Consider the following 10521-nt stretch of genomic DNA (forward strand, 5'->3'; position numbering starts at 1 on the left):
CGCAGAGTGGCACGATCGTTCATCGCTGGAAAGACTTCACAACCGAAGGGCGAGCGTGCGATAGTCTGCGAGACGGCACCCTGTCCCGACTGAGAGCGGCGGAGACACACATGCCCTTCACCCTGATCAAAGGCACGTTCCGCGTCGTCGGTCTGTCTCCGGATGGCGACTCCATCCGGTTCGTGCCCGACGACGATGCGCTGGTGAGGGCGCTGCCTGGCGGCAGCAGCGGCGCCAAGCCCTCGCGCCAGCTGAGGCTCGACGGGATCGACGCGCTGGAGACGCACTACAATGCCCGGCATCAGCCGAGTCGCTGGGCATTCGCGGCGACGGATGCCATCCTCGCCTTCGCAGGAGTGAAGAACGTCGTTTGGGACTCGCGTCACGCCACCGTCGTGGCGGCCGACGACGGGACGCGTGGATGGATCCTGGCCCGGCAGAAGGAGAAGTACAACCGCCCGGTCGCTTTCCTGTTCGCCGGCGAGGCGCCCGACGTCGACGGCGCCTCGGTGACGCTCGACGCGGCGCTCCTGCGCCGCAGCTTCAACCTGCAGGCCCTCCATCAGGGCCTGGCCTATCCGACGTTCTACGCGACCCTGTTCGCCGATCTCAGGACGGCGATGACGGCGGCCGCCGTGGACGCGCGCACGGCCAAGCGCGGGCTCTGGCAGGAGGATCGCACGACGGCGGGCTTCGAGGCCACCTCCCTCGGGGTTCTCATGGACGAGGTGCCGATCCTGCCGAAGCTTTTTCGGCGCCTGAGCGACTACATGGCCGCGAGCGGAACGGCGGTCGGCTTCAAGGAGGCGCTCGCCGAGGGGCGGGACGTCGTCTGGGACCTGCGCACCCAGCAGCGGACCCACCTCGACACCTTCGTCGAGCAGGCGTCCGGCAGCGTGCAGATCCGGCTGACGCGCGATCCGGAGGAGCTGGTCTTCGACGAGATGCCGCTCCAGCCGCCGGGGTTCTTCGCCGCGCTCGTCGGCGCGCCGCTGCCATCCGGCGCCTGAGGCGCGCCGCATCGATCGGGGCGCGAGCGAGGCCCGCCGATGATCGTCGTATCGCGATCCCGGGATTCGTCATCCCGGAGCCTTTGTGAACAGGATCGTCCATCCAAGGACTGAGGCAGGCGGGATCATCCCACACTCTCACCTCATATTGAGTTGGAGGGGGGAATGTCCCATGATATATTTGATTATCGTCAGATAAATCTGATCAAGGAGGCTCTCAGGCGCTCGTCTCGGGAATGGCCGCCCCTGTCCTGCAAGCTGCGCCTGCCTCGCTCAGTAATCAGCCGGACCTCGTATGATGACGTCGGCCGTCGTGAGCGAGGGGTGACGAGCCGGACTCCCGGCGCCGCCACGGTTCGCGGATCTCTCGCAACGTGATCCAGGCGTCCTTGGATCACGAGGACGTCGCTCGGCTGGCCCGTGCGGCGGGCGTCGTCTGCAGTTCTCCGCGCTCGACAGTCGAAGCAATAAATGTTCCGGGAAGACAAAGATCGAATACGGCTAAGCTGCGGTTCAATGGTTGCGGAAACTTGAGAAAGATGCCAGCTTCGAGCGATATATGGAGGCCGTGCTTGCGGTTCGTTGCCGGCTCTGCGGGGAGGAGGCGTCATGTTCAAATATTCAACGCCAGGTGACGTCTCCGATATTGGAAACGAGACAAAGCGTGCCGATTTCCTCGATGACTGGCACGCCTACATCAGTGGGCAATTTCAAGACAACATTCGTGCGCTCGGACCGGGATCCTTGTTTTTCACCGAGGTGGATACGGCCGCCGAGGGCGATCCGGTGCCGATACATTGGAACGGCTTTCCACTCACCCTGCTCAGGACGAACAGGAACATCCGGCGGGATGCCTGGAAGGACGCGGAGGTTCTTCAGCAATCGGGGCGGGGCAAGTTTCGGAAGCAGGACGAGTATTGCGAGTGGTTCGTCTACAAGAAAGCGGGACGTATCGAAAAGATAGTTTTTACCGCCGAGGGCCCGGAATATTGGGAGAAGCTCGCCGAGCACGATTTCGACACGGTGCTGGCGCTGTACAGGAAACTGGTGAATCCGGCGGTGCAGGGGGCCGATCTCCTCAAGGATGGCAGCTACGACAGGCTGAATGTCTGGAATACCGAAAGGGGCGTCATCCATCTGACGCATCCGGCGAACACGCTGGGCGCCGAGATCAATCTCGCGGCGATCGCCACGGTCCCGCGCATCGACGCCCAGGGTCAGCGGGTCACCGACGTGCGGCGCCTCGCGTGTTGCGCGAATTTCGGCGATCCGAACCGCAGCAGCGATCCCAATATCGGCTGGGCGGTCAACACGACCTGCCTGCCCATCGCGGGCGGGGCGACGCCTCAGGCCGCCACCCTCGCCGATCCGGTCGGCCTCTACATGGACAGGCTGTTGCCCCAGACGCTCACCGGTCCGGGCAACACGCCCGTGGACGACTGGTTCACCTTCCGGCGCGGCAAGGCCGGCCGCGGCCTGATGGCGGTGCTCGAACCGCCGGCGGGGGCCGCGTTCGGCCTGGATCAGGTCAAGGTGATGGGGGTGCCGCTGGAATGGGGCGGGCAGGTCGCCGAGCGCATCGAGATGGTCCTCTATGCCAGGGTGGGGGCGGCCGAGCTGCCTCACCCTTCCTCCGCGCGGTGCGTGGCGCATTGCTGCATGCCGTCGGGAACCTCGCCCACGAGGATCAAGGACGTCAACCTGCAGCATACGGATGCAGGGGCCAGGTGCGCCAACGGAGCGGTGGACGCTTACCCGGAACTGGCGGATCCCGCTGCGGGGGCCGGCCCGATGCCGATGGCCGTCGCGACCTCCGCACCCCGCAGGACGAGGTCGCGCCTTGCCACCGAATGAGCCTCTCCTCGACGCGCTCGACATCCAGGGCAACGTGCTGCCCGGCTTCAGGCGCCGCCAGCAACGTCTCGTCGGGTTCCAGGGAACGTCGGAGGCGGCGCTCAAGGCCGCCTTGCGCCTCGTCCTCGACGCCTCGCTCACCGATCTCTCGACCGTCCTGGGCCACAAGGACGATCGGAAGACCGCCTTCCTCGCCGGCGCGCCGGCACCGGCGAGGCCGGACCTCTGGCTCAACTACGCGATCGGCGTCCGCGCCGCCGAGGCTCTCGGGCTCGAACGCCTGAAGGACCTCGAACCGGCTTTCGGGGCCGGCATGCCGCTGCGGGCCGGCGACACGACGGAGCCGAGGTTGCCGGACGGCTCGGCCGATCCGACCTGCCCCGCCAACTGGGTCGTCGGGGGACCGAACACGCCACTCGATCTCCTGCTGATCGCCGCCGCCGATGCGGAGATCGAGGCGCTCAGCGAGCCGCTGGTCGAGCAGATCGAGGCGTGCGGGCTCGTCCGGATCTACGCCGAACTCGGCGCGTTCCTTCCCGGGGACAAGGAGCATTTCGGCTTCCAGGACGGGATCAGCCAGCCCGGCGTCCTCGGCGTCATCGACGACCGAGGGGTGCAGCGCTTTCTCACCACGCGCTACGGTGTGCCGGGGGCCCTGGGGATCGAGTTCGGCAAGCCGGGCCAGCCCCTCCTTCCGCCGGACCAGTTCCTGTTCGGCGACGAGGAGGCCGACGCGCGAAATGGCTCCTTCCTGGTCTTCCGTCGCCTCACGCAGGACGTGCCCGGCTTCGATGCGGGAACGAAGGCCATCGCGGACACGCTCTCGCGGCGGCTCGGGAAGCCGGTGGACGAGAACGACCTGCGGGCGCGGATCGTCGGCCGTTTCCCGAGCGGCCAGCCGCTCATGCGGCAGACCGCCGGTCCCACCGTTCCCGAAGCGGCGCTGGCGCTCAACCACTTCGCGTTCGCCGGCGACACGCCCGACCTCGTCCTGTCCAGCGGTGAACGCATCGCGGGCAGCCAGGGCGACCCGCTCGCGCAGAAGGGCGCCCGTTGCCCGATCTGGGCTCATATCCGCAAGGTCAATCCACGCGACATGCAGACGAATCTCGCAGGCCCCGACGAGACGCGGGCTCGCCAGATGCTCAGGCGGGGGATTCCCTTCGGACCTTCGTACGACCGGAACAATCCGGGCCATCCGGATAACGGCCGCGAGCGGGGTCTGCTGTTCCTGTCCTACCAGCGCTCGATCAGCGACCAGTTCGAGCAATTGAACGGCAACTGGATGAACAGCGACATCGGCCCGATGAGCGGCGGGTTCGACCTTCTCGTCGGACAACGCCTGTCCGACGGTCGCCACGGGCCGAAGGACGCGCAATATTTCGACGCGCCGTCGAAGAGCTTCACGGCCATCGCGGCGCTCGAGCAGTGGGTGATGCCGACCGGCGGCGAATATCTGTTCACGCCGTCGATCTCCTGGACACGACGGATCGCGGCCGTTGTCGCCTGACCGCTCGTCGGCCCACGCCGCGGACGGTCAGCTGCGCTCGTCCTGGAGCGCGCGCACGACCAGCGCCGAGGCCGAGGTGCGATTCTCGACGCCGAGCTTGGCGTAGATCTGCTCCAGGTGCTTGGTGACGGTGCGGGGGCTCAGGGACAGGATCGCGCCGATGTCGCGGCTGGCCTTGCCGCGGGAGACCCAGAGCAGTACCTCGGCCTCGCGGTGGGTCAAGCCGAGCAGGCGGCGCAGGCGCTCGATCTCGTCGCCGGTCTCGACATTGAGCCGCAGCAACACCTCGTCCCCGCCGACGCGGCCGATGCGGCTGAGCTGGAGGCGTCGTCCGTCGCCGCCCGGCAGGGTGAGCGGATCGGCGGTACCGCTGCGCAGCCACGCCGCCGCGGCCGGCGGCAGCAGCGGCACGCCGCCGGCCGGATCGGGACGGCCGGGATCGAGATCGCGCAGCAACCGCGCCGCCTGGGGCGTGCACCAGCGGATCGCCCCGAGGGCATCGACTGCGAACAGGAAGCGCCCGGCGCTGTCGAGGGCGAGGCGCGCGCTCTGCGAGGCCCGGGCATTGGCGAGGTGGACGCGGATCCGCGCCAGGATCTCGCCCGCCGAGATCGGCTTGGTGACGTAATCGACGCCGCCGGCCCCCAGGCCGCGGACGACGTGCTCGGTTTCCGACAGCCCGGTCATGAAGATCACCGGTACGTGGGCGAGGCCGGCATCGGCCTTGAGGCGGCGGCAGGTCTCGAACCCGTCGAGGCCCGGCATCACCGCGTCGAGGAGGATGATGTCCGGCGTGATCTCCCGCACCACCGCGAGCGCGGCGCTTCCTGAAACCGCGACCAGCACCGTGGCGCCCGTCGCCTCGATGGCGGCGGTGAGGAAGCTCAGCGTCTCAGGCGAATCGTCGACCACCAGCACGATGTCCCGGCCCGGCTCAGGCATCGCCGCGCCTCCCGTCGCCCGCCGCATCCAGAGCCGCCGATTCCAGCGCCGCCGATTCCAGCACCGCCATGTAGCGGGGCAGGTCGTAGGCCTGCACGAGGCCGCGCAGCTCGGCCAGGAGTGGTTCGGCCATGAGCGGCTCGGGCGTTCCCGCCTCGATCTCGGTGAGCTTCGCCTCGATGCCCCGGACATGGCCGATGCGCCCGAGCCGGAGCAGTTCGGCGACCTCGTCCGGGTGCGCCCGGCGCGCTTTGAGCCCGGCGGCCGGCGCTGCGTCGGTCGTCCATTCGAGGCCGAGCAGCGCCTGGATGCGGGCGAGCAGGTCGCGCAGGTCGAAGGGCTTGGCGATCATCGCGTCGTGCGGCGCGTCCTCGCCCCGCACCGGGCTGATCTCGTGGGCATTGGCCGACAGCATGGCGATGCGGGCCGGGCCGTGGCCGGCGGCCCGCAGGGCCCGGGCGAGTTCCCAGCCGGACATGCCCGGCATCGCGATGTCGAGGAGGAACAGGTCCGGCCGGCACTCCGCCGCGAGATCGAGGCAGGTCGGCCCGTCGGCGGCCGAGAGCAGGGTGAAGCCGAGGGGGCCGAGGATCTCGCGCATCAACTCGCGATGGGCCGGGTCGTCGTCGACGACGAAGATCGTGCGCCGGCGCCCGGCATAGCCGGTGACCGGCGCCTCGGCCGGGGCGGCGCGGGCGGGCTCGGGCAGGGCGGAGAGCATCAGCCGCAACCGGAACGTGCTGCCGCGCCCGAGGTCGCTCGCGACCGCGATCTCCCCGCCCATCACCTGGGCGAGCAGATGTGCGATGGTCAGCCCGAGCCCGGTGCCGGGCGTGGCGGTCGCCGCGGGCAGCGAGCCGCGCACGAACGGCTCGAAGATCCGCTGGCGGTCGGCCTCCGGGATGCCGGTGCCGGTATCGGTCACGGCGAACTCGGCGATCTGGCTGCGATAGGTCAGCGTCAGCCCGACCTCGCCCTTCGCGGTGAACTTGATCGCGTTCGAGATCAGGTTGAGCAGGATCTGGCGCAGGCGCTTCTCGTCGGTGGCGACGAGGGCCGGTAACGCCTTCGGCCGTGAGAAGCGGAAGGCGAGCCCCGCGGCCTCGGCTTGCGGCCGGCACATGTCGACGATCTGGTCGAGGAACTCGGGCAGCCGCACCACGTCGCGGTGGAGCTGGAGCCGGCCCGCCTCCATGCGCGAGATGTCGAGGAGCCCGTCGATCAGCCCGGACAGGTGCTCGGCGCTGCGGCGGATCACCCTGAGGCCCGCCTGGCGCTGGGGCGGGATGGCGGGGTCGGATTCCAGCAGCTGCGCGTAGCCGAGCACCGCGTTGAGCGGCGTGCGCAATTCGTGGCTCAGGCCGGTCACGTAGCGGCTCTTGGCGAGGTTGGCGGCCTCGGCCGCCTCCTTCGCCTTCTGGAGCTTGGCGTCGGTGATCTTGTGGGCGGCGATCTCGGCCCGGTGCAGCGCGGTCTGGCGGGCGCTCTCCTCCTGGGCGACGCGGCGGCTCTCCTGGGCCAGCACGAACAGCCAGGCCACCACCCCGAAGATCACCGCCATGACGCAGAACACCGCCTGGAGCGCCTGGGCCAGCACGGCGCGGTGCTCCGCCGGACGATGCGCCGCCTCGGCGTAGATGGCGCCGAGGATCAGCCCGGCGGTGCAGCAGAGCGCCAGCATCACCCCGGCATAGCGCCCGAGGCGTGAATCGACGAGGGCGGCGGCGCGGGCCGGCAGCAGGCGCCCGGCGACGCGGCGGGCCTGGGCTCCCAGCCGCGCATGCGGCTTGCACAGGTCGCCGCAGCGCGCGTCGAGGGAGCAGCACAGCGAGCAGATCGGCACCCCGTAGGCCGGGCAATGGGCCATGTCCTCGTGCTCGAATCCATGCTCGCACACCCCGCAGGTGATCTCCGGGCGAAGGCGCCAGTGCCGGCGGGGCCGGCGCGCGAGGTAGTAGCGCCCGCCCGTCGCCCAGGCGATGAGCGGGGCCGCCGCGAAGGCGGTGGCGAGCGCCACGAAGGCCGCGAAGGCCTGGGCCCCCGCGCCGAACAGACCCGCATGGGCGAGGCCGGCGACGAGGCAGGCGAGCGCCATCGCGCCGGTGCCGACCGGGTTCACGTCGTAGAGGTGCGCGCGCTTGAACTCGATGCCCGGCGGCGAAAGCCTCAGCGGCTTGTTGACCACGAGATCCGCCACCAGCGCCCCGATCCAGGCCGCCGCCACCAGGGCGTAAATGCCGAGCGTCCGCTCCAGGGTCTTGTAGACGCCGAGCTCCATCAGCATGAGCGCGATGGCGACGTTGAAGACGAGCCAGACCACGCGCCCCGGATGGCTGTGGGTCAGGCGCGAGAAGAAGTTCGACCACGCGATCGAGCCCGCATAGGCGTTGGTCACGTTGATCTTGAGCTGCGACAGCACGACGAACAGGGTGGTGAGCGCGATCGCGGCCCCGGGCGCCGAGACGACGTAGCCGAAGGCGACCGCGTACATCTGCGTCGGCTCGCTGGCGCGCTCCGCCGGCACGCCATGGGCGAGCGCCAGCACGGCGAGGAACGAGCCGAGCAGGATCTTGAGGCCGCCCGGCACGATCCAGCCCGCCCCCGCCCCCAGTACGGCGGCCCACCAGCGCCCGCGCCGGCCAGGCTCCTCCGGCGGTACGAAGCGCAGGAAATCGACCTGCTCGCCGATCTGCGCGATGAGCGCGAACAGGATCCCGCAGGCCGCGCCGTAGAGGAGGAGGTCGAAGCCCTCACCTCGCTCGCCGGCAAGGCCCGCATGCCTCATCCAGGCATCGAGCGGCGCATCCGCGTGAGCCGCGATGCAGGCGATCGGCAGGAGGTTGAGCGCGAGCCAGACCGGCTGCGTCACGAGCTGGAACCGGCTGATCAGCGCGATGCCGTAGGTGACCAGCGGGATCACCGCCAGCGCGCTGACGAGGTAGCCGATGGCGAGCGGCAGCCCGAAGCCGAGTTCGAGGGCGAGCGCCAGGATGGCGGCCTCGATGGCGAAGAACAGGTAGGTGAAGCTCGCGTAGATCAGCGAGGTGATGGTCGAGCCGATATAGCCGAAGCCCGCGCCCCGGGTGAGCAGGTCGACGTCGAGCCCGTAACGGGCGGCGTAGGCGCTCACCGGCATGCCGGTGAGGAAGATCACCAGCCCGACCGTGAGCACGGCCCACAGCGTGTTGGTGAATCCGCTCGACAGGATCAGGGTGCCGCCGATCGCCTCGAGCGCCAGGAAGGCGACCGAGCCGAGCGCCGTCTGGGCGACCCGCCAGCCCGACCAGCGCCGGGCGCGCTTGGCCGTGAAGCGCAGCGCGAAATCCTCCAGGGTCTCGTTCGCGACCCACTGGTTGTACTCGCGGCGGACCGGGATGATGCGCTGTCGTCCGGGCATGGGCCTCCGTCGTCGCGCCCGCGGCAGTGCGGGATCCGGGGGGAATTCCCTCGCCGAAATGCTCTCGTGCGAGAGGCACGGGGGCGCATGATCCTGTCCGGCTTCGGCCCGCCGCGGAATACGCAAAAACGCGTATATGCTGCGGCGCAATACGCCACCTAGCCTGAGTTCCGGATGCGGCGGGCAAGACCCTCGAGGGAACGCCCGGACGGAACGACAGGAGAGGACGATGGCTGAGAACGACGGGGGCCTCGAATCGGCGTTGCGGCGGCGGCTGCTCATGGGGCTCGCCGCGGCACCGGCCGCGGCGCTTCTGCCCCGCCTCGCGCTCGCCGCCGCCCCGCCGACCGCGGCCGTCAACACGACCGGCCTCGCCGTGACCGACACCGAGGTGACGGTCGGCATCCTGCATTCCGTCACCGGCACGATGGCGATCTCCGAGACCGGGGCGCAGCAGGCGGAAAAACTCGCGATCGAGGAGATCAACGCGGCCGGCGGCGTGCTCGGCCGCAAGATCAAGGTGATCCAGGAGGACGGCGCCTCCGACTGGCCGACCTTCGCCGAGAAGGCCAAGAAGCTGCTCGTCAACGACAAGTGCGCGGCGGTGATGGGCTGCTGGACTTCGGCCTCGCGCAAGGCGGTGCTGCCGGTCTTCGAGCAATATAACGGCATGCTGTATTACCCGACCTTCTACGAGGGCCTGGAGCAGTCGAAGAACGTCATCTATACCGGCCAGGAGGCGACGCAGCAGATCCTCGCCAGCCTCGATTGGGTGGCGAAGGAGAAGGACGCCAGGACCTTCTTCTTCATCGGCTCCGATTACATCTGGCCGCGCACCTCGAACAAGATCGCCCGCAAGCACGTCGAGAACGTGCTGAAGGGCAAGGTCGTCGGCGAGGAATATTTCCCGCTCGGCCACACCCAGTTCAATTCGGTCATCAACAAGATCAAGCTGACGAAGCCGAACGTGATCTTCACCGACGTGGTCGGCGGCTCGAACGTGGCGTTCTACAAGCAGCTGAAGGCGGCCGGCATCGATCTGTCGAAGCAGGTACTGATGACGATCTCGGTCACCGAGGACGAGATCGACGGCATCGGCGGCGAGAACATCGCCGGCGCCTATGCCTGCATGAAGTACTTCCAGTCGCTGAAGAACCCGAACAACGAGAAATTCGTCGCCGCCTTCAAGAAGATGTGGGGCGACAAGACGGTGATCGGCGACGTGACCCAAGCCGCCTATCTCGGGCCCTACCTGTGGAAGCTCACCGTCGAGAAGGCCGGCTCGTTCGACGTCGACAAGGTCGCGGCGGCCTCGGGCGGGATCGAGTTCAAAGGCGCGCCGGAGGGCTACGTCCGCATCCACCCCAACCATCACCTCTGGTCGAAGACCCGGGTCGGCAAGGCGCTGCCTAACGGCCAGTTCGAGGTGGTCTACGAGAGCGCCGACCTGATCGAGCCGAACCCGTTCCCGAAGGGATACCAGTAAGCGCCGACCCGAACCCTCCCCCCTCTGCGCAGGGCTGTCCGGGGAAAGAAGTGGCGCTGGAAATCCCCTCTCCCCGCGGGCGGGGAGAGGCTTTCGTCCCCCTTGTCGGGGACGAAAGGAGCGGAGGCGAAAGCCGCAGCGAGGGTGAGGGGGTGTTTTCCGGAGGAGCCTCACTCGTCGAGCCCCCCTCACCCTCGCCCTTCGGGCTTCCTGAGCCCCTTCGGAGCTCAGGCCTCTCCCCGCAACGAAGTCGGGCTTGCCCGACTTCGTCCGTCGCTTGCAGATCCCGGGCAAGCCCGGGATCTGTCGGGGAGAGGGGAAA

At 68.8% G+C, this 10521-nt stretch carries 6 protein-coding genes; 4 read left to right on the forward strand and 2 right to left on the reverse strand.

The features are described 5' to 3' along the window. Positions 1-110: 110 nt before the first annotated feature. The 3 genes from HBB12_RS32665 (at position 111) to HBB12_RS32675 (ending at position 4374) form a co-directional block, all read left to right on the forward strand. Entirely contained in the window at positions 111-1010 is a 900-nt protein-coding gene (locus tag HBB12_RS32665) for a thermonuclease family protein (RefSeq protein ID WP_236993230.1), read from the forward strand. Positions 1011-1619: 609 nt separating this feature from the next. Further along, positions 1620-2864, forward strand: a complete 1245-nt coding sequence (locus tag HBB12_RS32670; protein ID WP_236993231.1) for a DUF8225 domain-containing protein — start codon at positions 1620-1622, stop codon at positions 2862-2864. Beyond that, positions 2851-4374: a Dyp-type peroxidase gene (locus HBB12_RS32675; RefSeq protein ID WP_236993232.1), complete on the forward strand. Its 1524-nt coding sequence runs from the start codon at positions 2851-2853 to the stop codon at positions 4372-4374. The genes HBB12_RS32670 and HBB12_RS32675 overlap by 14 nt, the downstream gene beginning before the upstream one ends. Before the next feature lie 27 nt (positions 4375-4401). Here the strand turns inward: HBB12_RS32675 and HBB12_RS32680 are convergent, their stop codons facing one another. Beyond that, on the reverse strand, positions 4402-5316 hold the full coding sequence (locus tag HBB12_RS32680) for a response regulator (protein ID WP_236993233.1): 915 nt from the start codon (positions 5314-5316) through the stop codon (positions 4402-4404). Further along, entirely contained in the window at positions 5309-8713 is a 3405-nt protein-coding gene (locus HBB12_RS32685; RefSeq protein ID WP_236993234.1) for an ATP-binding protein, read from the reverse strand. The genes HBB12_RS32680 and HBB12_RS32685 overlap by 8 nt, the downstream gene beginning before the upstream one ends. Before the next feature lie 229 nt (positions 8714-8942). Between HBB12_RS32685 and urtA the strand changes: the two genes are divergently transcribed. Beyond that, entirely contained in the window at positions 8943-10199 is a 1257-nt protein-coding gene (urtA, locus tag HBB12_RS32690; RefSeq protein ID WP_236993235.1) for an urea ABC transporter substrate-binding protein, read from the forward strand. Positions 10200-10521 lie beyond the last annotated feature (322 nt).

It is taken from the genome of Methylobacterium sp. SyP6R (assembly GCF_019216885.1).
GTDB lineage: Bacteria > Pseudomonadota > Alphaproteobacteria > Rhizobiales > Beijerinckiaceae > Methylobacterium.